The sequence below is a fragment of the Niveispirillum sp. FG156 genome, assembly GCF_057809555.1.
Map to the genome: position 1 here is coordinate 1 of NZ_JBMDKE010000063.1, position 23,037 is coordinate 23,037.

Annotated in this window: 23 protein-coding genes; 4 read left to right on the forward strand and 19 right to left on the reverse strand. The window is 63.1% G+C overall.

Annotated elements, in window-relative coordinates:
- From ACODSP_RS26830 to ACODSP_RS26865, 8 genes are all read right to left on the reverse strand, one after another.
- On the reverse strand, positions 1-4,060 hold a 4,060-nt coding region (locus ACODSP_RS26830; RefSeq protein WP_488968580.1), incomplete at its 3' end, for a hypothetical protein.
- Between the two features lie 500 nt (positions 4,061-4,560).
- The gene (locus ACODSP_RS26835) at positions 4,561-5,712 is read right to left on the reverse strand and encodes a tyrosine-type recombinase/integrase (protein WP_488968581.1); all 1,152 of its coding nucleotides are present in this window, start codon (positions 5,710-5,712) and stop codon (positions 4,561-4,563) included.
- A 123-nt stretch (positions 5,713-5,835) separates the two neighbouring features.
- Positions 5,836-6,237 carry a GFA family protein gene (locus tag ACODSP_RS26840; RefSeq protein WP_488968582.1) on the reverse strand — a complete coding sequence of 134 codons (402 nt, stop codon included), beginning with the start codon at positions 6,235-6,237 and terminating at the stop codon, positions 5,836-5,838.
- Between the two features lie 30 nt (positions 6,238-6,267).
- Positions 6,268-6,660, reverse strand: a complete 393-nt coding sequence (locus ACODSP_RS26845; RefSeq protein ID WP_488968583.1) for a type II toxin-antitoxin system VapC family toxin — start codon at positions 6,658-6,660, stop codon at positions 6,268-6,270.
- Positions 6,660-6,872 carry an AbrB/MazE/SpoVT family DNA-binding domain-containing protein gene (locus tag ACODSP_RS26850; RefSeq protein WP_488968584.1) on the reverse strand — a complete coding sequence of 71 codons (213 nt, stop codon included), beginning with the start codon at positions 6,870-6,872 and terminating at the stop codon, positions 6,660-6,662. The genes ACODSP_RS26845 and ACODSP_RS26850 overlap by 1 nt, the downstream gene beginning before the upstream one ends.
- An 83-nt stretch (positions 6,873-6,955) precedes the next feature.
- A complete protein-coding gene (locus ACODSP_RS26855) occupies positions 6,956-7,357 on the reverse strand; it encodes a DUF1398 domain-containing protein (protein WP_488968585.1) in 402 nt (133 codons plus the stop codon).
- A gap of 255 nt (positions 7,358-7,612) precedes the next feature.
- Positions 7,613-10,462 (reverse strand): excinuclease ABC subunit UvrA, encoded by a 2,850-nt coding sequence (gene uvrA, locus ACODSP_RS26860; protein WP_488968586.1) that lies wholly within the window; start codon positions 10,460-10,462, stop codon positions 7,613-7,615.
- Between the two features lie 106 nt (positions 10,463-10,568).
- The gene (locus tag ACODSP_RS26865) at positions 10,569-10,931 is read right to left on the reverse strand and encodes an MmcQ/YjbR family DNA-binding protein (protein WP_488968587.1); all 363 of its coding nucleotides are present in this window, start codon (positions 10,929-10,931) and stop codon (positions 10,569-10,571) included.
- Positions 10,932-11,110: 179 nt separating this feature from the next.
- Here ACODSP_RS26865 and ssb point away from each other — a divergent pair, with 179 nt between their 5' ends.
- Together ssb and ACODSP_RS26875 are read left to right on the forward strand one after the other, a co-directional pair.
- Positions 11,111-11,692: a single-stranded DNA-binding protein gene (gene ssb / locus ACODSP_RS26870; RefSeq protein WP_488968588.1), complete on the forward strand. Its 582-nt coding sequence runs from the start codon at positions 11,111-11,113 to the stop codon at positions 11,690-11,692.
- 246 nt (positions 11,693-11,938) lie between these two features.
- Entirely contained in the window at positions 11,939-12,319 is a 381-nt protein-coding gene (locus ACODSP_RS26875; RefSeq protein ID WP_488968589.1) for a hypothetical protein, read from the forward strand.
- Between the two features lie 121 nt (positions 12,320-12,440).
- Here the strand turns inward: ACODSP_RS26875 and ald are convergent, their stop codons facing one another.
- A complete protein-coding gene (gene ald / locus ACODSP_RS26880) occupies positions 12,441-13,550 on the reverse strand; it encodes an alanine dehydrogenase (protein WP_488968590.1) in 1,110 nt (369 codons plus the stop codon).
- A 129-nt stretch (positions 13,551-13,679) separates the two neighbouring features.
- Between ald and ACODSP_RS26885 the strand changes: the two genes are divergently transcribed.
- Complete coding sequence (locus ACODSP_RS26885; protein WP_054168655.1) at positions 13,680-14,150, forward strand: Lrp/AsnC family transcriptional regulator; 471 nt, start codon at positions 13,680-13,682, stop codon at positions 14,148-14,150.
- Positions 14,151-14,158: 8 nt separating this feature from the next.
- Here ACODSP_RS26885 and ACODSP_RS26890 read toward each other — a convergent pair whose 3' ends face one another.
- Positions 14,159-14,944: a tail fiber protein gene (locus tag ACODSP_RS26890; RefSeq protein ID WP_488968591.1), complete on the reverse strand. Its 786-nt coding sequence runs from the start codon at positions 14,942-14,944 to the stop codon at positions 14,159-14,161.
- Between the two features lie 77 nt (positions 14,945-15,021).
- Complete coding sequence (locus ACODSP_RS26895) at positions 15,022-15,273, reverse strand: phage tail protein (protein WP_488968592.1); 252 nt, start codon at positions 15,271-15,273, stop codon at positions 15,022-15,024.
- Positions 15,274-15,403: 130 nt separating this feature from the next.
- Here ACODSP_RS26895 and ACODSP_RS26900 point away from each other — a divergent pair, with 130 nt between their 5' ends.
- The gene (locus ACODSP_RS26900) at positions 15,404-15,802 is read left to right on the forward strand and encodes an NUDIX hydrolase (protein WP_488968593.1); all 399 of its coding nucleotides are present in this window, start codon (positions 15,404-15,406) and stop codon (positions 15,800-15,802) included.
- A 115-nt stretch (positions 15,803-15,917) separates the two neighbouring features.
- Here the strand turns inward: ACODSP_RS26900 and ACODSP_RS26905 are convergent, their stop codons facing one another.
- The 8 genes from ACODSP_RS26905 to ACODSP_RS26940 all read right to left on the reverse strand — a co-directional run bounded on the left by ACODSP_RS26905 (position 15,918) and on the right by ACODSP_RS26940 (position 22,942).
- Complete coding sequence (locus ACODSP_RS26905; protein ID WP_488968594.1) at positions 15,918-16,982, reverse strand: TonB family protein; 1,065 nt, start codon at positions 16,980-16,982, stop codon at positions 15,918-15,920.
- A gap of 127 nt (positions 16,983-17,109) precedes the next feature.
- Complete coding sequence (locus ACODSP_RS26910; protein ID WP_488968595.1) at positions 17,110-17,526, reverse strand: GFA family protein; 417 nt, start codon at positions 17,524-17,526, stop codon at positions 17,110-17,112.
- Between the two features lie 58 nt (positions 17,527-17,584).
- Positions 17,585-18,385, reverse strand: a complete 801-nt coding sequence (gene tatC, locus ACODSP_RS26915; protein WP_488968596.1) for a twin-arginine translocase subunit TatC — start codon at positions 18,383-18,385, stop codon at positions 17,585-17,587.
- A complete protein-coding gene (gene tatB, locus ACODSP_RS26920) occupies positions 18,382-18,888 on the reverse strand; it encodes a Sec-independent protein translocase protein TatB (protein WP_488968597.1) in 507 nt (168 codons plus the stop codon). The genes tatC and tatB overlap by 4 nt, the downstream gene beginning before the upstream one ends.
- Positions 18,889-18,892: 4 nt before the next feature.
- Complete coding sequence (tatA, locus tag ACODSP_RS26925) at positions 18,893-19,087, reverse strand: twin-arginine translocase TatA/TatE family subunit (RefSeq protein WP_488968598.1); 195 nt, start codon at positions 19,085-19,087, stop codon at positions 18,893-18,895.
- A 103-nt stretch (positions 19,088-19,190) separates the two neighbouring features.
- On the reverse strand, positions 19,191-20,414 hold the full coding sequence (locus ACODSP_RS26930) for an ABC transporter ATP-binding protein (RefSeq protein ID WP_488968599.1): 1,224 nt from the start codon (positions 20,412-20,414) through the stop codon (positions 19,191-19,193).
- Positions 20,415-20,456: 42 nt separating this feature from the next.
- Positions 20,457-20,849, reverse strand: a complete 393-nt coding sequence (locus ACODSP_RS26935) for a DUF1850 domain-containing protein (protein ID WP_488968600.1) — start codon at positions 20,847-20,849, stop codon at positions 20,457-20,459.
- A complete protein-coding gene (locus ACODSP_RS26940; protein ID WP_488968601.1) occupies positions 20,849-22,942 on the reverse strand; it encodes a TRAP transporter permease in 2,094 nt (697 codons plus the stop codon). Before ACODSP_RS26940 ends, ACODSP_RS26935 begins: the two co-directional genes overlap by 1 nt.
- Between the last annotated feature and the right edge of the window lie 95 nt (positions 22,943-23,037).

The following is a 23,037-nucleotide window of genomic DNA, read 5'->3' on the forward strand; positions in this document are numbered from 1 at the left end:
AGCGGCTCGCCATGCCCGATGGGTCGGTCGCGGTCTTCAGGCGGCCATAGGCGTCGTAGGTGAAATTCGTGGTGGGCCGGCGCGGAGCCGATTCGCCGGAGGGCGTGATGGCGGGTTGTTCCAGCTTGCTCAGCAGGCCCGTCGCGGGGCTGTAGGTCAGGTCGGTGACATTGCCGCGGGCATCGGTCACCTTCGTCGGCTTGTTGAGCTGCGGGTGCCATTGCACCCGGACCTTCGTATCCGCCAGCACCGGTGGTACGTTCGGTCGCGCCACGCGGGTCATGCCGGTGGTATTGTTACGCGTGTCATAGGTGAAAAGCTGTTTCTCCCCCATCGGATAGCGATATTCCACCACCCGCCCGCGCCCGTCGGGCAGGGCCTGGGTCACATACCCAAGCTCATCCACCACGCGGCGCAGATACCCGTCACGGTCATAGCCGACATCATAGCGGCTCCCCAGCGGGTCCACCCGCGCCCCGCCGAACCCAGCGGCATAATGGAACCGATAGGGCGTGCGCGTGCCCGCCACCGCGCCCGCATCCTCCACCGCCACAACCCGATGCTGGCTGTCGTAACTGTACCGCACAAAGGCCGCTGTCGGCGCAACCGGGCGATAGACGGACAGAAGACGGTAGCGGTTGGCAACCACGCCGGTCATGAAGTCATAGGACTGACCATCCGGTCCCGTATGCCGCATCCCACCACAAGTTGGGGGGTGCGGCGGGCTGTCGTTACAGGGCGAAAAGCCGATGCTTACTGCCCGCCGGTCAGCCCCGCTCAGCCCATTGTCGAACCCGTCCAACCCGGACCGGGCAAACCGGATCGAACGGCCCAGATTATTGGAGACCGACACCAGATCCTGCGGCGCGTTGGGCAGGTTATTCACCGAAGCGTAGGAAAGGCTGAGCGTCACACCCTGGGGGAACTGCCAATCGGTCAGCCGGAAGCCCTGCTGCACATAGCAATTCTCCTTCTCCAGCGTGACAACGATATGCTTATGCTGGAAAATCTGCGTATCGCCCGACGGGCTGGTCACCGTCAGCGCCATGCCGCCATGGCCCCAGCCCCGGTTCTGCGGCCGCGGGCCGGGGTTAAGGTTGCAGCCTGTCTCGATGAACGGCGTGCGGTTGCCCGTCACATCCAGGCGCGCGGCACCGCCGCCGGGGCTGACCCATTGATTGTTGGTCAGACGCACGAATTGCCGTGTGTCCGCGCCCACCGTCACCGTCGCAACATTGCCGCTGACCCGTGCCAGCCACCAGGAGGCCGCCAGTACCGCTGCCGCCTCCCGCTCAGGTGCCGGTGCCGCGCGGTAGATATCCTGCAGGGCCAGGAACGCAGCGATCGTATCAGCGCTCGCCCTGATGTCACCGCGTCCCATGGTTTCCAGCACGCTGGACGAAATTGATGCCGAGGAAGACCAGTTCGTCGTCCAGGGTGATTGCGGCTGCGACAAGGGGCTGGGCGTGGCACCCGGCAGTTCCGGCGTGCCCCCGCGCCAGATCAGGCTTGCCGACAGTTGATAGGGGAACTTGCCGCTGCCCACCGACAGACCCACCGGGCTCTGGTAGGTCAGAGAGCCGGTCTTGATATCCACGCCAAGCGCCGAGGATTTGTCCACGAACTTGGCCTTCAGCACGTCCGCCGCCGTGCCCGGATCATATTGGGCCTGCTGGAACGACTGAATCCCCGCACCGCCGCCCTTGGCATTGGCGCCCTGGTTGACCGCCACATGCGCAATCTCCACCGGATCGCCGTTCGTGTCGTATTTCGTGGCGATCAGTGCACCGCCACGCTGGCGCGTGCGGCGGTGGAAATAGAAATTGCCGCTGCCAGTATCCTTGACGATCTCCCCGATGCGCGCGCCTGGGCCCAGGAAACTTTCCGCCGAGGTCACCACCTGGAAGCCTGCTCCGGCATAAAGGCCGATGGCATTGGTCAGATCGGTACGGAAATTTCCGTCAGCGCTCATCAACGGCTCGATCACGGACCCTTCGCCGTGATAGGACGCGAAGGTCGGGCTGGCTGACGCTTCCAGCAGCGTCAGGCCCGTGGCCTGCGCCGCATTGGCGCTTCCGTACTGATAGAACCGGCGCGCCCCGGCACTGGTGAATGTCGCGGTCTGCCCTGTCCCCTGCTTGTTGACCGGGTCGGTGTTCAGGGCCGGATTGTTGCTGTTGTTGCCCGATGACGGGTTGTTGGCCCAGGCCAGCCGCGTCGTCGTCGATACCGAATCCGGTACGTCGACCGCCTCCACCGGCACCTGGCCTTCCAGGGCCTCCATCGTGTGGGCGATGGCCAGCAGCGTGCCCCGGCGCTTGGCCGCGTCACCCGTGCGGCTGGTCAGGCTGATGGCGCTATCGACGTCGATCCGGTCGAAACTGTCGGCCAGGGTGTAGAAAAGCTGACCATTGGCGGCGGACGGACCCTGCGTGATCCGCTTGATGGCCGTGGCCTCGCCATCGGCAGAGACCACGCCCAGCGAATGGTGATGCACGAAATGGCTGTTGGCCAGGGTGGCGTGCAAGCGGGCCGCCGTGCCGGCCTGTGCCAACCACGCCGCCGCCATCTGTTCGCGCCTTCCATCCCCGACGGTACCGATAAGGCTGCTGCAGGTGGGTTCCTGGTACTGGTCAAAGTCGGGGCACCCCCTGCCCATGGCATAGAGCATGGGCACCAGCTTGTCAGGCCGCGTGCCCCAGCGTGTGGCCAGACCCGATCCGATCTCGCCCCAACCATTGACGATGGTCAGTGGCACCAGCATCCGGACCTGCTTGTCCGCCACCCCATCCATGTAGGAGCCGGCAGCGGCGGCATAGGGATGATCAGCCTTCAGCACGATGCGGCCCTGGCGGCCGTACCGCACTTCCTGATCCACCGTTCCGGTAGCCAGGGTGATGTCGGCCATGTCATCGCCGCGCAGTCGCAAAGTCCCGACGAATTTGTTCAGCCCGCTGTCCGGATTGTTGCTGGTGTATTCACTGGCTGCAACCGCCTCTTCCCGATTGAAATTGGTGTCCAGCACCAGCTTGTGCCCCGCAATGCGGTCGGCAAACAGGGTCCGGGAAAACAGCTCCGTTGGGTTGCCGCCGATTACCCCGGTGAATTTCTCGAAGATAACGCTGACCGTTAGCTTTGACCGGTACGCATCCGGAATGTCGGTCCAGGTGGCGCGGATGGAGGTGCTGTAGGCCGGGGCGGGCGGCGGCTCGGCCGCGTTGGCAGGCAGCCAAGGTTGAATTTCCGGTCGATTGATCAGATCCGACAGGCGCCCCGCCGGTTGATCATCTTTCAACAGGGTATCGTTGATATGGGACAGAAGCGTGGCCGCCCGCGTGTCCAGCGTGGAATCCAGCGCCGTCTTGTTCAGCGTCCGGACATAAGGGACATTCTGGTCGGTGCCCGTTTCCATGCCGTCGATGGCGGCATTAAGCGCCGATTCGGCCTCATACCCGGCCTTGACTGTGACGCTGGGGGCGCCTGATGGTGCAACATAGGGCTTGTCGCTGGGGTCATAGGTGACCTGTTTGCCATTGACCGTCGCCACAACCCAGATATGGGCCATCGCCACGCTGCTGATCTGCCCGGTATAGTCGCAGGCAGGACTGGTGCTGCCATTGATCGCCGCCGGAATACCGCCGCTGGACAGCAGCTGGCAGGCGGCCCTGGCATCGCTGATGCCGGTCCAGGCTTGGAACTGCGGCCCGGTCAGCGTGACTGTACCCAGCCGATACTCCGCCGGGACAGTGGCCGCGCGCAGCAGCGTTACCAACAGATGCGCCTGGTCAAAGGCATTGCCGGTGCGGTCGATCACCGCGCCGCGCGCGCCGCGCGCCAGACCGAAGGTCCAGACCCGGTCGATATTGTTTCGCACGAATCCGTAAATCCGGTGGGGATCGCGCCCTAACGCCTCTGCTATGCCTGTGAACTCGTCAGTGGGCAGGGGCAGGTCATCACGGGTAAAGGCGGCGCCCTGGCTATCATAGTAGCCATATGCATCGGTCGGCGAAACGAGAGGGGCGGTGCCGATCTTTACGGCAGCGGGGGCCGTCTGGGCCATGGAAGGGGAGGGAGGGAGTCCGCAGGCCAAGGCGAGCACAGCCAGAAAAGGCAGGAGAGGGCGTTCAACTCTGCAAGATATGACCATGCCGATCCCCATTAAGGCCATTCTGGCCATATGGCTAATTCATACATGATAATTTTTTTCCTTGGCAAGAATCATCTTTGCGTTCAGGATGGAATTACATTCTGTTTGTCTGAAATTTTTACAGAATTTTGTCATAAAACAGTATATATTTAAGATGTTCTGATTTTTTATTTATGTAAAAGACACATCTCAGTGTGTGTTGACTCTCAAAGGGCGGGTTCAATTGCGGTAATTGCTATGCAAGGTGGAGGAGGCAGACTTGACGCGCCTTTTTGTTGTTGCTCTCGCGTTGCTGTGCTGCATGCCCGTGCCGGTCCAGGCCCAGACGTCACCGCCCACGCAAGGCAGTGTGGCCTATCGCTACGACGCCCTCGGTCGCCTCATCGAGGTCCGGTATCCCAATGGCCGCGTCGTCACCTACAGCTATGACAAGGCTGGCAACCGCACGACGGTTCTTGTTGGCGGCTGAATTTCTCCGGCGCGTGAAATACCGCCACCAGATCCCAGGTAGACCCGATGTCCGTGAACAGGTTGCAAGGTTTCCTCGCGGGCGAACTGCCCTTTGCCGCCCTGCTGGCGCAACTGCCGGTCGCGGTAGCGGGACAGGTGGGTATCACATCCACGTATTGTAGGCCGATCCCGGGGCGGACATGCCCTTCGCGGGTCCGGAAGGTGCCTTCTTTGTCCAGGCTCTCGGCGGTGCCGCCATTCCTGCCGCCATTGGTCCCGGGCCCAACGCCCCAATTCATGCGGCGTGTTTTAACCGAGGCAGCGGCCCCGTCGCTGCCACCACCTATGCGGGGCGCGACCTGGTCCTGACCGGCCACGGAACGGGCGGTTATCTCGCGTTGGCCTTGCGTTGTCTTCTGCCTGGGCAGGTTACCCGCGCCTATATCTTCGACACGCCGGCCCACGGGTTGCGGGCGGCCTTGCCCCGGGAACAGCCAGCCATGGGGCAGCATTACCCCACGCTGCTTGCCCTCGCGCCACCAGAGGCGGAGCAGGTCCGGAAGCTGCGGGGAGAGCATCGCGTTGCGATCCTTGCGGCCCTTGCCCTGCTCGACGCGGATCAGCATGCGCGTGCTGTCGATATCGTCGACCTTGAGATGAGCTACCTCCGATAACCGCAGGCCTGCGCCATAGGCGACACCGAGCGCGGCCTTGTATTTGGTCCCCGGTGCTGACTCCAGCAATCGGGCGGCCTCCTCGACGCTGAGCACATCCGGCAGCTTGCGATTGTAGCGGGTGACGACCAGGCTCCGGGCCAGATCGGGGCGCCCCAGGGTCACGCCGAAGAAGAAACGCAACGCCGAGACGGCACCATTGATGGACGCCACGTCGACGCCATTCTCGTGCTGATGAAGCTGAAAACGACGGAGCTCTTCGCTGGTCGCGGTATCGGGCGGGCGCCCGAGGAACGCCACGAAAGTGCGAACATGGCGGACGTAATCCTGCCGAGTATGCTCTCCCAGCTCCCGGATGAGCATGTCGTCGAGCATACGCTGGCGGAGCGGGCTGACCGGCGTAGAAGGCGAAACATTGACCATGGCATGTTCCTCTCGCATTGAAGGAACCTCCATGGTCAGGCCGCGGCTCAGCCTGTCTCAACACCTCCCTGCCTCTCGCGACAGCGCAACTCGCACCGATCCCGCGAAGCGGGTTCGTGCACGGAGCGCAAAGCCGACGTCCTACCCCCACCGCTCCATCCCCAACCCTTCCGCTGCCAACGCCCAGGGGTGCATTCTGCTCTCGTAAACCATCACATGCGGCGGCGGGAAGTTCGGGTCGGCGAACGCTCCGACGGCGATGGCGATGAAATCGGGTGCCCCGTCCAACTCCCAATAGACGGTCGAGCCGCAGGTGGGACAGAAATGGAAGGTGGCGGTGCCGCCGCTGTCACCCTGGCGGGACCAGGTGGTGGTGTGGCCCGTGATGCTGACGCGGTCGCGCGGGAACCGGGCTTGGGTGGCAAAGACGCTGCCGGTGCGTTTCTGGCATTCCAGGCAATGGCACATGGAAACCCGCAGCGGCTCCCCCTCACAGGTCAGGCGCATTTGGCCGCAACTGCATGACGCGATCCGGGTGGTCAAGGGCTTCTCCTGTCACTGTTGTGTCTGGTTTCAGCAGGCGGACTTGGCGATCAGCGTGACACCGGCCAAGCCCTTGAAATGCGCGTCGCAGGTCAGCAATTCCGCCCCCCGCTGGCGCGCGGTGGCGTAAATCACGGCGTCGGCGGTGGCCAGCCTGTGTTCACGGTGCAGGTCCGCCGCCATCAGGGCGATAGTGGTATCCAATGGTACGACAATGCATTTCTGGGTGTAGGCGATCACTTGATCGGCCTTGTCTTCGCCCAGTTCGCGCACCAGCCATTTTGACAGTTCAAGCTGCACAATGGTTGGCACGATACAATTGGTCCTGTCCGGGAACTCTATCCCCAACCTGCGCCCCAGGTCGCTATCCACCAGCCATTCGATCCAGGCCGAGGTATCGACCAAGCGCATTACCGAGGCCATCAGTAGCGATCCGAGCGATCACGGTAGCCCTCTTTATTGGCACCCTTGGCGATACCAGCAAGTTGGGTCAGCTCCGGCACCGGCATCACCAGGACGCCTTTGCCCTTCGGGATGAATACGAACTCCTGCCCCGCTTCCCACTGCTGCTCCTCGCGGACAGCCTTGGGGATGGAAATTTGAAACTTGCTGGACAGGGTGGCTGTGGCTGCCATGTCATACCTCTGCTATATCGATTACCCTCTGGTAAGAATATACCTGTCAGCGATCCCGTGCCAGCGAACGATAGCCCTCCCAATCACCCCGGAAAATGCTCCACATGCATGTCGCCGGTACGGCCGTAATAGACGACGCGGCGGCCCAGGAAGGTGACGAGGTAGCCGGCGCAGCCCGCCGCCATGACCCTGTCACAGAAGGCGGGATAGGAATAGTCCGGCCCGTCGGCCTGGGCCCAGCGGATCAGGCGTTCTACAGCTGGCGCATCGAAGGCTGGGGGGATGGTGCCGGCAGCGTGCGGCAAGGGCAGGGTGATGCTGTCGCCATCGGGCAGGTAATAGCTCTGCGTGCCGCAGCGGTAATCCACCAGATACCCCTCGAACCCCGCATTCACCAGCCGACCGATGATAGCGGGGAAGTTCAGGCTGCCTGTATGGGCGGCCTCCAGGCATTCACGGGCAAGGACGATCCGTTCCGCGTTCATGGCGGTTCTCCCTGGCTGATATTTGATTTCCAAGGAAACTATATTGATGTGGTTTCTTAGTCAACTAAATTGGCGCCCGGTGGTAGCAATCGCCCATTTCGTCATCCCGGCGAAAGCCGGGACCCAGCGTGAGGCGCGGTTAGCGCCGATATAATTCATGTCGCGGCAGACGCCGCTCTGCGCTGGGCCCCGGCCTTCGCCGGGGAGGCGGATTTTCTCAATCTCAACAGTCCCTAACCCGCTCGCCCGTCCGGCTCACCCGGCCTTGCGCGCCTTCGCCACCTTCAGATAAGGCGCCAGATAATGCCCCGTATGGCTGCGTGGGGCCTTGGCCACCTGTTCGGGCGTGCCGGCGGCCACGATCTCGCCGCCGCCATTGCCACCCTCCGGCCCCATGTCGATGATCCAGTCGGCGGTCTTGATGACCTCCAAATTATGTTCGATCACCAGCACGGTATTGCCCTGATCGACCAGCGCATGCAGCACTTCGAGCAGCTTGCGCACATCCTCGAAATGCAGGCCGGTCGTCGGCTCGTCCAGGATATAGATGGTGCGCCCCGTGGACCGGCGCGACAGTTCCTTGGCCAGCTTCACCCGCTGCGCCTCACCGCCCGACAGGGTGGTGGCCGGCTGGCCCACCTTGATATAGCCAAGGCCGACGCGGTCCAGTGTTTCCAGCTTGTCGCGGATGGACGGCACGGCGCGGAAAAACTCTGCCCCTTCCTCCACCGTCATGTCCAGCACTTCTGCGATGCTCTTGCCCTTGTAATGCACCTCCAGCGTTTCGCGGTTATAGCGTTTGCCGTGGCAGACATCGCAGGTGACATAGACGTCGGGCAGGAAATGCATCTCGATCTTGATGACGCCGTCGCCCTGGCACGCCTCGCACCGCCCGCCCTTGACGTTGAAGCTGAACCGGCCCGGCCCGTACCCGCGCGCCTTCGCCTCCGGCAATCCGGCGAACCAGTCGCGGATGGGCGTGAAACAGCCGGTATAGGTGGCGGGGTTGGATCGCGGCGTGCGACCGATGGGTGACTGGTCAATATCGATGACCTTGTCGATATTCTCCAGCCCATGGATCGCGTCATGTTCGCCCGGATGTTCGCGCGCCCCCATCAGCTTCTTGGCCAGCGCCTTGTACAAGGTCTCGACCACCAGCGTGGATTTGCCGCCCCCCGACACGCCCGTGACGCAGGTGAAGGTGCCCAGCGGCACCTTGGCCGACACATCGCGCAGATTGTTGGTGCGGCAGCCCGTGACCTCCAGGAACTGTCCCGGATGGCCGGGGCGGCGGACCTTGGGGATCTCGATGCGGCGGCGGCCCGACAGATACTGCGCCGTCAGGCTGTCCGGATGGGCCATCACCTCTGCCGGTGTGCCCTGCGCCACCACGGTGCCGCCATGCACGCCCGCCCCCGGCCCCATATCGACCAGATAATCGGCGATGCGGATCGCATCCTCATCATGTTCGACGACGATGACGGTGTTGCCGATATCGCGCAGGCGCTTAAGCGTGGTCAGCAGCCGGTCATTATCGCGCTGATGCAGGCCGATCGACGGCTCGTCCAGCACATAGAGCACACCCGTCAAACCCGACCCGATCTGTGACGCCAGCCGGATACGCTGGCTCTCGCCACCCGACAGGGTGCCTGACCCGCGGTCCAGCGCCAGATATTCCAGCCCGACATTATTGAGGAAGCCCAACCGCTCGTTGATCTCCTTCAGGATACGCACGGCAATGTCGCGCTGCTTCTGCGTCAAATGCGGGTCGAGCGCCAGGAACCATTCGGCGGCCTGACGGATGGACATGCGGCTGATATCGGCGATGGACAGGCCCTTGATCTTGACGGCCAGGGCCTCCGGCTTCAACCGCGCGCCGTTACAGGCCTCACAGGGCTGCGACGACTGGTACTTGGACAGTTCCTCGCGCACCAGCGCGCTTTCGGTTTCCTTCCAGCGGCGCTGCAGGTTGTTCACCACGCCTTCGAACGGCTTCTTGGTCTCGTATGACCGCAAGCCATCATCATAGCGCATGGTGATCGCCACCTTGCCCGACCCGAACAGGATGCAGTTGCGCACCTCTTCGGGCTGCTTTTCCCACGGCTTGTCGATAGTGCTGCCATAATGGGCGCAGATGCTTTCCAGGGTCTGCAGGTAGTATTGCGAGGTGGAATTGGCCCATGGCGCGATGGCCCCCTCCCGCAGGCTCAACCGTTCGTCGGGCACCACCAGCATCGGGTCGAAATAATGCTTCGACCCCAGCCCGTCACAGGCCGGGCAGGCGCCGAACGGATTGTTGAAGCTGAACAGGCGCGGCTCCACCTCCTCAATGGTGAAACCACTGACGGGGCAGGCGAATTTGGCGGAGAAGACGGTGCGCTCGCCATTGTCGGCATTCTCGGCAAAGATCAGGCCGTCGGACAGTTCCAGCCCCGTCTCAATCGAATCCGCCAGCCGGTTGCCCAGGTCGGCCTGCACCTTCAACCGGTCGACCACCACCTCGATATCATGCTTCAGCTTCTTGTCGAGGGTGGGGGCATCCTCGATCTCAACCATCTCGCCATTGATCTTCACGCGCTGGAACCCGCGCTTGCGCAACTCCGCTAGTTCCTTCTTGAACTCCCCCTTCTTGCCGCGCGCGATGGGGGCCAGAAGATACAACCGCGTCCCCTCCGGCATGTTCAGGATACGGTCCACCATCTGGCTGACCGTCTGGCTTTCGATGGGAAGGCCCGTGGCGGGGGAATAGGGGATGCCGATGCGCGCGAACAGCAGGCGCATATAGTCGTAAATCTCCGTCACCGTGCCGACGGTGGAGCGGGGGTTACGGCTGGTCGTCTTCTGTTCGATGGAGATGGCGGGCGACAGGCCCTCGATGCTGTCGACATCGGGCTTCTGCATCAGTTCCAGGAACTGCCGCGCATAGGCCGACAGGCTTTCCACATAGCGCCGCTGCCCCTCGGCATAGATCGTGTCGAAGGCCAGCGAGGATTTGCCCGACCCGGATAGGCCGGTGATAACCACAAGGCTGTCGCGCGGTAGATCCACATCGACATTCTTCAGGTTATGTTCGCGGGCGCCACGGACGGAAATATGCTTGTTCATCGGTTTTGATCTTCGGCTTTCTGTCCCGTGGGGCGGGCGGATGCTGCGATGCGATTAAGGATAGGCGATGCGACCGGTTTGAAAAGGCCACGCGAACGCGGCCCCGTCATGTGGGCAGTAAAGCGGATAACCGTTTCGGGGCGACGGCGCGATAGCTTTCCAGCGTCCAATGGCATAACCGCTCGACATCGATCCCGTCACCCGGCTGGAACTTGAACGTGACCCAGCCGGCCTTGCCCAACCCATACCCCGTCGGTGCGGCACCCGGCATGTCCAGGGCAAAGTCGCGGGAGTGGGGGAGTTTCAGGCTGACGCGGAACACGCCCTCGTAATGGTTCACGAAGATGAATATCTTGCCGCGCACCTTGATCACCCGCTCCCCCCAGGGGAAATCCTCCGCCGCCTCGGGCAGGGTCAGGGCATGATCCTTCAAGGCCTGCTCGGCATCGGCAAAAGGAAGGTCGTTCATGGTCGCGTCCGGCTGGTCATGGGACGAGGTGACAATGCCCTGTCCATCAGTGGAATGCAATGTTCTTGTATTGTTCCTATTAAAAATGTAGAAAGCAGCAGGGGGCAGCGTGTAGGCTGCGAGCCATCCGGCGGCGGGCGACTTCCGCCGACGATCCCTTTTTGCGAAAGAGCGACAGCATGGCGGGCAGCGTCAACAAGGTCATCCTCATTGGTAACCTGGGCAAGGAACCGGAAGTCCGGTCATTGCAGAATGGCGGCAAGGTCTGCACACTGCGTATCGCGACCTCGGAAACCTGGAAGGACCGTGGCACGGGTGAGCGTCAGGAACGGACGCAGTGGCACAGTGTCGTGATCTTCAACGAAAATCTGGTCGGCGTGGCCGAACGTTTCCTGAAGAAGGGCAGCAAGGTCTATATCGAGGGCCAGCTTGAAACCCGCAAGTGGCAGGATCAGCAGGGCCAGGAACGCTACACGACGGAGGTCGTGTTGCGGCAGTTCCGGGGCGAACTGACCCTGCTGGATGGCCGTGAAGGCGGCGGCATGGGTGCTGGCGGCGGCAGCTATGATGACCGTGGCGGCGATTATGGCGGCGGCAGCAGTGGCGGCGGCGGTTACAGCGGTGGGGGCGGTGGCTCCTATGGCGGTGGCGGCGGCGATTACGGCGGCGGCAACCGTAGTGGCGGCTCTCGTGGCGGCTCCGGCGGTGGTAGCAGCCGGCCCAGCCCGGCGGCCGATCTGGACGACGAAATTCCGTTCTGATCCGCTGAACATCGGAAGTCGAAAAGGCGGCCTGAAGCAGGGCCGCCTTTTTATTTGGCTGGAAAGCAGTGCCGGTATGGCGTTGAGGACAGCCATGCCAAAGACCGCGTCACGGGTATGCCAGCAATGACCAGGGCGGAATGGTTCTGTGGGCGTCGTCACAGCCCCTGATCCTGCACTGCGTCATAACTCTCCCATGCCAAGGGGGTGACAAACCCCATGCCAGTGCATGCGATGAGACCTATCATGAAGAATGTTCTGCCCATCGGCGCCCTTTTGCTGGCTGCCGTTCTGTCCGCTCCTGCCCATGCCGCGCCCGCTGATGATCTGGGCCTGCGTCTGGACCGTGTTTGTGCCGCCGTGCCGGTGCCCGGTTTGGATGGCAAGCCGGTGGAACAGCAGGGCCGGGCCGTTGATGCCTATGCCGCAGCCATCGCCACCTATCAGGATTGCCTGCATCAGGAACTGCGCGCCTCGCGCGCTGGCCTGACCCAGTCCGAACAGGCCCTGATCGCGGGCCGGCTCAGCCGCAGTGCCTATGATCTGACGGCTATCCGCCTGGATTATGCCGGTGCCATGCGCGCCTCACGCGCCGCCACGGTGCAGGTGGCCGAACGCACGCATTAGAACAGCTTTCCCACGCCTCTCCACAGGGGGCCATGGAAAAGGCCGGGTCCCGCGACAGGACCCGGCCTTCTTTCTTTTCAACAGGGGCGGTTCCGATGGGCCGGAACCGCCCTTACTATACTCAGCCCAGAACGCTGTCGGCGCTGACCACCGCCCCCAGATGGGCGATGCCGGGATATGTCAGCTGGCCCTTGGCGACGTTCAGGCCGTTGCGCAGATGCACATCATCCTTCAGGGCCTTGACCCAGCCCTTGTCGGCCAGGGCCAGCACGAACGGGGCCGTGGCATTGTTCAGCGCGAAGGTGGAGGTACGGGCGACCGCACCCGGCATGTTGGCCACGCAGTAATGGATCACGCCATCCACAACATAGGTCGGGTCGGCATGGGTGGTGGCGTGGCTGGTCTCAAAGCAGCCGCCCTGATCGATGGCGACATCGACCAGAACCGCACCCTTCTTCATGCGGGCAACCAGTTCACGGCTGACGACCTTCGGGGCCTCGGCGCCCGGCACCAGAACGGCGCCGATGACCAGATCGGCCTCCAGAACAGCCTGCTCGATGGTTTCGACATTGGCATAGACGGTGTTCAGGCGGCGGCCGAACTGCTGATCCAGCTGACGCAGCCGGTCCAGCGACTTGTCCAGAACGGTGACATGGGCTTCCAGGCCCATGGCCATGCGGGCGGCATTGGTGCCGACCACGCCGCCGCCGATGATGGCGACCTTGGCCGGGGGCGTGCCGGGAACGCCGCCCAGCAGGATGCCGATGCCGCCATAGGACTTCTCAAGGCAGTGCGCGCCGGCCTGGATGGACATGCGCCCGGCCACTTCCGACATTGGGGCCAGCAGGGGCAGGCCGCCATTGCGGTCGGTCACGGTCTCATAGGCGATGCAGATGGCGCCCGATTCCTGCAACAGCTTGGTCTGTTCCGGATCGGGCGCCAGATGCAGATAGGTGAACAGGACCTGGCCGGGGCGCAGCATCTTGCATTCGACCGGCTGCGGCTCCTTGACCTTCACGATCATGTCGGCGCGGGCGAAGATTTCCTCGGCGCTATCCACGATGGTGGCGCCGGCGGCGACATACAGATCGTCGCTCAGGCCGATGGCGGTGCCGGCGTCCTTCTGGACGATCACCTGATGGCCATGGACCGTCAGCTGACGCACATTGCCGGGGATCAGGCCGACGCGATATTCGTGATTCTTGATCTCTTTCGGAACGCCGATGAGCATGTTTTTTCTCCCTGTTCGGATGTGAGGAGAGAATACGCCCGAACCCCACCGAATGTCCTTGCAAAGACCGGGTTTGGCATGGCCCTATTTCGACGTTTCGTGCATGAAATTCGGCATATGTGGTGGATTATGCGGCCAATCGACCTTGACGCCATTGATCGTAAGATTCTGATAAAGGTGCAGGCCGATGGCCGCATCTCCGTCGCCGACCTTGCCGACCATGTCGGGCTGTCACCATCCGCCTGTCACCGCCGCCTGAAACGGCTGGAGGATGAAGGCGTGATCGAGGGCTATGTGGCCCTGGTCAGCCCCGCCGCCCTGGGTCGCGGAACCTCCGTCTTCGTGCAGATCACGCTGGACCGGCAGCAGGATCAGGACCTGCGCGCGTTTGAGGCCAAGGTGATGGAATGCCCGGAGGTGATGGAATGCTATCTGATGGCGGGCGATGCCGATTTCATGCTGCGCGTCGTTGTCGCCGATGGCAGCGATTATGAACGCCTGCACACCCAGACCCTAACCCGCCTGCCCGGTGTGGCGCGGGTACGGTCCAGCTTCACCTTGCGCACGGTTGCCAAACGCACCAGCGTGCCGATGCGGTAAGGCAGGTCTTAACTCGGATAGATCCCCTCCATGGCGATAACGGGGATCAGGCCCGGCGGCGTGCTTGCTGCATTCATCAGGTTGGGAAGGGCGAAGTTGTTTCGCCCATCGCCGCCGAAACGGTTGCCCAGCACATAGAACAGGAACGGATACTGGCTCTTCGGCAGGATGGCGCCATCACAGCGCCGCCAACCCTCCGCGCCGGTTTCAAACGCCAGATAGATCACCTGCCCGAAATAGGCGTCGATCTGCGGCATCCCGTCCTGTCCGCCCCCCTCCTGCGGATGCACCCCGTTCACGCAGATCAGCGGCAGCAGGCCCTTGGGCGTGGTGGGGGCGCCGACAAGATTGGGCAGGGCGAAATTACTCTGCCCGTCCCCGCCGAAACGCGTGCCCAACAGGCTGAACAGCGGCCAGTATTTGTTGATCGGCAGCAAAGAGCCGTCACAGACGGCCCAGCCATCCGATGCCCGCCGCGCCACCACATACAGAATCTGTCCTGTCAGGGCCGGAACCGCACTGACGGGGGCGACGGCGCTGACTGGTGAGGGCAGCCCCGGAAACCGCCCGGACAGATTGATGATGGGCGTCAGGCCCGCCGGTGTGGCGGGGTCCCGCGTCAGGTCGGGCAGGGAGAATTCCTTCTGGTCGCTGACGCCCATGATCGACGCCAGGGCAACCTTGTCCCGGACCTGCCACCGCTGCCCCTCGCACCGCTCCCATCCCGATGGCGGACCGCCAAACCCGACATGCAGAATGGCCCCGGTGAAATAGGTGTCGAGTTGATTGACCATTCCACAGCCCTTATTGTGGGTACATGATGCTGACGGCATCGGTATTGGCAAATGACGGACAGGCAGTAGTGCCTGGATTACCGCGGCAGGTTGGGATATTCCCCCAGCAGGGAGATGATGGGCAGCAGCCCCTTGGGCGTGCTTGGTGCGTTTACCAGATTGGGCAGGGCGAAATTCGACCGACCGTCCCCACCAAAGCTGTTGCCGAGCAAGCTGAACAGTGGGGCGTAAGAGGCGATGGACATCAGCGCGCCGTCACAGACGGCCCAGCCCTCCGGCGCGTGCCGGTAGGGAACATAGATGACCTGTCCAAGGAAGGACTCTGGCATGGAAAATCTCCGTCCGAAAAGGAAACCTTGATGCGGCGAGGCTAATCATATGACCAAGAACAATCAATTGATTAATATGTTAATATTTTGGCAATTTTTATTTCCTTAATGGCACAAGCGGGGAAACCTCATGACCATCATCCGTGTGGGCTGCGGCGCCTTCATCACCGACGGGCAGGGCCGTCTGCTGCTCGTCAAACGCCGCCGCAATCCGGAGGCAGACCATTGGGGCCTGCCCGGCGGCAAGGTCGATTTCCTGGAACCCGTACCCGACACGATCCGCCGCGAAATCGCAGAGGAATTGGGTGTAACCATCGAACTGACCGGCCTGCTGTGTGTCGTCGATCAGATCGATCCCGCCGGACCCAGCCACTGGGTCAACCCCGTCCACCGCGCCCGTATTGTGGAGGGGGAGCCCAGGGTAATGGAGCCCGACGCCATGTCGGACTGGGGCTGGTTCTCGATGGACGCGCTGCCGGCCCCACTGACGCTATCCACCCGCACTGCCATCGCGGCGGCGGGTGGGTAATACTAACGGTCAAAATTCTTGACCGTTAGTATCCGCGCCGACTGGCGCGGCGGCGGCCCATGCCGCCGAAGCCTTTAATCCCGACCCGTCGGGATTAAAGGCCGCTGTTATAAGGTCACACATTTTCGTCAATGATACGGAATGTGCTGCCGGGCGTGCCGAAGATGCTGACGGTACATTCACCCCAGCTGGCCGGGATGGTCCAGGTCACATCAGCAACAGCCTTGGCCGTGAAGGTGCGGGCATCGCATCGTGCTTCAACCCGATCCAGTTCCCCTGTGACGTCGGTTAAGGAGATAGTGCGGCGTACAGGACGATAACGCCAGGAAGGTGCCTCAACGGTGCATATTTCCGGTCGGCACTCGACGGGGATGCGCCCCTCAACCGTAAAGGGGGTGGGCTCACGAACAGCCGCCTTCATACGATCCAGGGCTGCGATGAACGCATCATCCCCATCCCTGCTGCCCAAATCCTTGATATTTTCTGCCGCATCGACGGCGTCATGATACAGCGCCAAGGACAAGGCTATGCGCAGGGTCAACCGACGCACCCATGCCTGCTCACGCAGGCCAAGATATCGGTCGCTGTATCTTATCTGCTGCAGGTAGAGACTGGCTAGGTCAGGTTTGCCACCAACTGCCATGGCCAGGGCGCGACGCGCCATGGTGTGCACCATTTCATACAGATAACGGCTGTCCTGCGACAGTTCATCCAACTTTTCCATGGCCTCGTCGGCCTTGCCCTGCTCCAGCAGGTCGTCAACTGCACGCAAGCGACGGATGATATCGGGGCTGGCGCCTCTATTGCTGCTTTCCATGATAAAATAAATACGCTGGGTCTGGTTGCGGGCCTCGACTGCTTGGCCATTGCGTTTGGCGGGTTCAAACGCGCATCGCTCCATCCATCTCACTGTGTGTTTGGCAAAGTCACCCCGGCCCATCTGTTGATCGACGACCACGTCCTTGACCGTACCGTCAGCGGTCACAGTGTAGCGGAGGTCAACCCACCCCTCGGTCCATTCATGAAGTTCGCGCAACGGGTAAGCAGGGGTGTTGCGCTGGCATTCCTTCTTCTCCGCCGCAATATAGGTCCCCTGCTGGACCGTCGTCTGCGCCTGGACTGAAAGGCTGGCTGCAAGTGCAAAGACCGGCACAACGAGGCAGAGACGCCACAAACCCATGCTTACCCCCACCGGTTGCAACAGCCGACGCCGTCGCCTCCATGATCCCCAATGGAAACTTCCTACATCAAAGGAAAATGGATAGCCAGAGTGGTTTGGTTTTCCACTTCAGATGACGAAATTCAGTTCAGGGCGGGCCGTCCAGCCAGGGCAGGGCGTGCAACTCATGGTCCCAATCGGCACGGCTGCCGCTGAAGATATGTGCCGCCGGTCGGATCGTGACCGGCCCGTCCAGGCTGCCCGCCGGCACCATCAGCAGGCTGCCATCGCCTTGTAGCATCGGCAGGGCCGACCCGCAGATGGTGCAGAAACAACGCTGATGCCGTGTGCCCTCCACCTGGAACGACCGCACCTGTTCGCTCCCCGACAGCCAGTCCAGGGTCGCGCTGGTTGAAAACAGGTTGGCGGCATGGGCCGACCCGCTGCCCTTGCGGCAGCGGGGGCAGTGGCACAGGAAGAAATGCTCGAACGGCCCGCTGATCTGAAACGTCACCGTTCCACACAGGCAACTGCCCCGATGGCATTCTGCATCCTGCGTGGTCATGATCAGCCTGCCGTTTCAATTGGACATGATGCGGTGGCCGGCGCCATTGGCGGGGCGGCTACACCTCCGCTGCCGCTTCCCGTGCTGCCCGGCCCTTTTCAATGCGCCGCGCCATGAACACCGACACTTCGTACAAAAGCAGCAGCGGGATGGCCAAGCCAACCTGGCTGATCACGTCGGGCGGGGTCAGGATGGCGGCGGCCACGAAGATGATGACGATGGCATAGCGCCGCTTGGACGCCAGCCCATCCGCCGTGACCAGCCCGACGCGCGCCAGCAGGGTCAGCAGCACCGGCAACTGAAACGCCAGACCGAAAGCGAAGATCATGGCCATGATCAGCGACAGGTAATCCGCCACGCGCGTTTCCGCCTGCACCGCCAGCGTCGTGGCCGTCGCTTCTGCCTCAAAGCTGAAGAAGAATTTCAGCGCCATGGGCATGATGAAGAAATAGACCAGCGACGCGCCCAACGTGAACAGCACCGGTGTCGCCACCAGGAACGGCACGAAGGCCTTGCGCTCATGCTTGTACAGGCCCGGCGCCACGAACTTGTAGATCTGGGTGGCGATGATGGGGAAGGCCAGCATGGCGCCGGCCCAGAAGGCAACCTTCACCTGCGTCAGGAAGAATTCCTGCGGCGCCGTGAAGATCATGCGCCGTTCCGCCGCCTTGGCGCCCAGCGCCTGCACCAGCGGGTGCATCAGGAACTGATAGATATGGTCGGCGACCGCAAAGCAGGCCAGGAACGCCAGGATCAGCGCCCCACCGCTCCACATCAACCGGTTGCGCAGCTCGATCAGATGGTCGAGCAGCGGCATCTTGCCGGCGTCCAGCTCATCCTGTTCGATCGGTTCGCTCAAGGCGTCTTATCCTTGGTGGGTTCCACGGGGACCGCTGCAACGGCGGCAGCGGCGCTGACGGCATCGGGGGCGACCGTACCGGTCTGTGCTGGAACGGGTGCCGGGACAGGCGGGATGGCCGCACTGGCCATGTCCGCCACGTCCTCACCGCTGGCATCGGCCTTCGGCACGGTCGGCTTGTCGTCCGTCTTGGCGGTCTGGGCCGGGCTGGTGAAATCCTCAACGGCCAGTGTCTTGCGCACGCCGCCATCGGGATCGATGCTCTTTTCCAACTCGTCCGTCAGGTTGAAATCGCGGGCCTTCTGAACCTGCTGGCGCAACTCGTCCAGTTCGGCCTGACGCACCATGTCATCGACATTATTCTGGAATTCACGGGCCATGGAGCGGGCACGGGCCATCCATTTGCCCATTGTGCTCAACGCCTTGGGCAAATCCTTCGGACCGATGACGATCAACGCCACCACCCCGATCACAAGCAGTTCGGACCAGCCGATATCAAACATGGTGTCAGGCCTTGGGCGTTTCGTCGGGCTTGGCGGGGGGCGTATCGGTGTCGGCCTTGGCCCCATCCGACAGGTTGGATTTGAAGTTGCGGATACCCTGACCCAGGTCGCCCATCACCTTCGGCAGCTTACCCGCCCCGAAAATGACCAGGACGATCACCAGGATCACCAGGATTTCCATCCAACCCAAACCACCCATGTCTCAACTCCGCCTGCAAACTGCAAAGGGGCCATCGCCCCATACCACCGGAAGGGCGCGGGATCATGGCAGAAAGGCCCCGTGGCCGCAATCGCGCCACCACTTACACCTTTTCAAATACAAAGGCCTGCCTGGGTTCCAGCGTTACCGAGACATGGCTGCCATCTTCGGGCAGGAAATGGCCCGGCGCGCGGGCATGCAGGTGGTGCGGCCGACCGTCGCGGTCGCTGATCCGCAGATGCACCAGACTGGTACGGCCCAGCAGGCGGGACGCCTCCACCCGCGCCAGATTGGGCACGCCGATACCATCGCCATCCGCCGCCATGGTCAGGCGCAGCGCTTCGGGCCGGATCAGCACATCGACCGCCGCCCCCTCATCCAGATGCGGAACCGTCAGGCACCCGACCGGCGTGTCGACCCGGCCCTGGCGCACCATGCCTGCAAGCTGGTTGACCTCACCAAAGAAGCTGGCGGCAAAGGCGTCCACCGGCTTGGTGTAAAGCGCTGTCGGCGACCCCACCTGCACCAGCCTGCCATCACGCAGCAGGGCGATGCGGTCGGCCAGGAACATGGCCTCCTCGGGATCATGGGTCACGATCATGGTCGCGGCGCCGCTGCGCTTCAGCACATGCAGCGTCTCGTCGCGCACAGTCTCGCGCAGCCTTGTATCCAGGCCGGAGAAGGGTTCGTCCAGCAGCAGAACCGACGGGCGCGGCGCCATGGCGCGGGCCAGCGCCACCCGCTGCTGCTGCCCGCCCGACAGGGCATGGGGGAAGGCGCGCACGAAACCTTCCATGCCCACCTGTTCCAACGCCGCCATGGCGCGTTCATCCCGCTCCGCCGCGGGCAGCCGGTTCAGGCCGAAACGCACATTGTCCAGAACATTCAGATGCGGGAACAGGGCGTAATCCTGGAACACCAGCCCGATACCGCGCCGTTCGGGCGGCAGGGACGATCCCGGCTGCGCAATGGTCTGCCCCGCGATGGCGACGCTGCCCTCCTGGATCGTCTCCAGCCCCGCCGCCAGCCGCAGCAGGGTGGATTTCCCGCATCCCGAGGGTCCCACCAGACAGACAATCTCCCCCGGAGAGATCGACAGCGACACATCGCTCAACGCCCGCTTGGCGCCATAAGTGTGACTGACCTTGTCCAGCGACAGGGACGGCAGGGGCAGGGGGGCATGACGGGGGGCGGCCATGTCCAGCGGCGGGCAACCCGCCTTCTGGTTTCGCCCGGCCGCATCCCGGATCATCGCATCATTGATCGTCGTATCCATTCGGGGGCCGACGCCTTCCACCTTGTCCCACGACCCGGCAGGGTCACGCATCTTTCATACTTAGGATGCCGGACATTCCTTTGCAAACCGTTATTAGTTGCGTGTCGGACATGCGACCAAACGTACCGGCCCATCATTGTCCCGGCCCAGCCATTGGCGAAGCGGCGCGCACCGTCCGGGAATGCAGATCGTATGATCCCCACCAAAATGGCTGCCGGCCAGCACCAGTTCGGGCAGGGGGGCAAGGGCCGGGTGGCTGACCCACCAGCCATCGACCAGTCTGGCATCCGGCCCCGGCTCCATCCCCACCCCGCTGCCCTTCACGCGCGAGGTCTCAAGGACAAGGCCCCGATCGGTGACCCGATATTCCTCCCGCCATTCCACCTTCTCGATGGAATGGGTCCAGGACAGGGTGAACCGATCGGCTGGCACCGTCACGGGCGGTTGTATCCCGGCGATCAGGCACAGGGCCAGCAGCCCCGCCATCAGGCGGCTGCCCCGGCCACCTGTCGCCCGCGCCAGAGCTGCCGGCCTAAGAACAGCGCCGCCAGCACGAACCCGGCCTCATCCGTCATCGGCATGGCCAGGACCAGCAGCAGCGCCGCCGCAAAGGCCCAGACCATCTCCCACAGGCGCAGCTTGGTCTTGTAATGGCCGACGGTAACGATCCCCAGCAGCCCGATCCCCACCAGCGCCTTTACCACCATATAGGCCGTGTCCAGCCAGTCGCCCGATTGCAGCATCAGGGCCGGGTCAAACACCGCCATGAAGGGCACCAGATATCCGGCGATGCCGATGCGGGTGGCCAGCCAGGCAATCTCCATATGTCCCGCCCGCGCGATGGGCGACGCCGCCAGGGCCGCCAGCGCCACGGGCGGCGTCAGATCGGCCATGATCCCGAAATAGAAGCAGAACATATGGCTGACGATCAGCGGCACACCCAGTTGTTGCAGCGCCGGTGCCGCGATGGAGGCGGTGATGATATAATTGGCCGTGGTCGGCAGGCCGGTGCCCAGGATGATACAGGCCACCATGGTCAGGACCAGGGCCAGCAGCAGATTGCCGCCCGACAGTTCCACGATGATCCCGGCCAGCCCCGATGCCAGCCCCGTCAGGGTCAGCATGCCGATTAGAATACCGACCAGGGCGCAGGCAATGCCCACCGCCACCGCCGCCCGCGCCCCATCGGCCAGCGCCGCCATCAGCGCGTTCAGCAGCCCGCGTCCCGACTTGAACAGAAAGCAGGGCAGGGCCAGTAGGCCGATAACCACCATGGCCATCTGCTCGGTCCGCAAGCCCGCCTGCGTCAGGCCCCAGGCCCCCAGGCCCAGCCCGACCCAAAACGCCACGCGCAGCGCCAACGGCCCCATCTGCGCCACCAGCAGCAGACCCATCATCAGCACGACCGTGCCCGCAATGCCGACAACGCCCGCAAAAAGCGGCGTGCGCCCCGACAGCAGCAGGGTGACCAGCGCCACCAGCGGCAGCAGCAGATGCCAGCCCCGGCGCAGCGACGGCCACAGCTTCGGGCATTCGCTTTCCGGCAACCCGTGCAGGCCGGCGCGCGCCGCCTCCAGATGCGCCATCCAATAGGCGGAGACGAAATACAGGATGGCCGGGATCGCCGCCGCCTTGCACACCTCCAGGTACGAAACGCCCAGCGTTTCGGCCATGATGAAGGCGGCGGCCCCCATCACCGGCGGCATGATCTGCCCACCCATGCTGGCGGTCGCTTCCAGGGCACCGGCAAATTTCGCGGAATAGCCGAAACGCTTCATCATGGGGATGGTGAATTGGCCGGTGGTCAGGACATTGGCCACACCCGACCCGTTGACCATGCCCATGAAGCCCGACGACACCACCGCCACCTTGGCCGCCCCACCCAGCCGCCGCCCGACCAGCGCCATGGACAAATCATTGAACAGGCCGATGACCCCGGCCTTTTCCAAAAACGCCCCGAACAGGATGAACAGGAAGATGAAGGTGGAGGAAACAAAGGTCGGCGTGCCGTAAATCCCCTCGGTGGAGAAATGCAGCTGTTCGATCACCTGATCCAGCTCATACCCGCGATGGGCCAGGATATCGGGCATATACGGCCCCAGCATCGCATAGGGCACGAAGATCAGGCACAGGGCCGGCAGGCCCCAGCCCATGATCCGCCGCGCGGCCTCTGCCACCAGCAGGGTATTCAGCGCCCCGACCCACAGGTCCAGATCGGTGGGCGTGCCCGACCGCAGGATCAAATCATGCTCGAACACCCAATGATAAAGCCCCAGCAGGAACGCGACCCCGCCCAGCACCCAGTCATAGGCCGGCACCGTGTCCCGCTTCATCCCATCCCGCGCGCCGATCAGCAGGAAGGCCATCAGCAGCAGGAACCCCACATGCACCGACCGCACCACCAGGCTGGACAGCGGGTTGAAGGTGGCGGTCCATAGCTGGAACAGCGCAAACGCCACCCCGATGACAAAGATGATTTTCCGGTCCACCCCGCCCAGCCGCGTGATCGCCGATGTCGGATCATCCTTCTCCACCGCCCGGCGGACGGCTTCTTCATCAATGTCCGGGGTGTGGGTCATGCGGAGGGCCTGTATGGTTTGATGTGGGGAACACTTCCCCTTCGTCATCCCGGCGAAAGCCGGGACCCAGCGTAAGCAGCGATAGCTGCGACATG